At 43.3% G+C, this 589-nt stretch carries 2 pseudogenes; both read left to right on the top strand.

Features of this window, described 5'->3' with window-relative positions:
• A pseudogene (locus AB4209_RS22380) lies at positions 1-174 on the top strand (bifunctional aspartate transaminase/aspartate 4-decarboxylase); the annotation flags it as partial.
• 206 nt (positions 175-380) lie between these two features.
• A pseudogene (locus AB4209_RS22385) lies at positions 381-589 on the top strand (pyridoxal kinase); the annotation flags it as partial.

The following is a 589-nucleotide window of genomic DNA, read 5'->3' on the forward strand; positions in this document are numbered from 1 at the left end:
TTCCGTCTTGCTCACGAAACCGGCGTAATCTTACTACCTGGTAAAGGTTTCGACACAGTACACGCATCAGTACGTGTATCACTAGCGAACCTTACTCACCACGAGTACGAGCTAATCGGCCGTGCAACACGCACTGTATTGGATGAGTACTTCGCTGAGTTTCAAGACGCATAAGTTCAAGTCTGGCTTAGAATCAAATACATGATTTAAAGCCGATGACGTCCAACTCATTAAGAATAAGCCTCGGCGATGTCGAGGCTATTCCGACCAAATAAGCACAGTGGTTAGATCGATAAAACTTCCTATCTTGATGTTCCGTTGTGTTTATTTAGTCGTCTTATCCAAGTATTCAAATCCATTTCAAACTGAAAGAGCGACGCATGAAAAGCATTATTTCTATTCAATCTCACGTGGTTTACGGGCATGCAGGAAACAGTTCTGCGGTTTTTCCAATCCAAAGAATGGGACTCGATGTGTGGCCAATCCACACTGTTCAGTTCTCTAATCACACTCAATATCAACAAGGTTGGACCGGGCAAACATTCGGCTCAGATGATATTCGAAACTTGATTCGAAACTTGATTCGAGG

This window comes from Vibrio sp. 10N.286.48.C11, from assembly GCF_041469805.1.
GTDB classification, from domain to species: domain Bacteria; phylum Pseudomonadota; class Gammaproteobacteria; order Enterobacterales; family Vibrionaceae; genus Vibrio; species Vibrio crassostreae_C.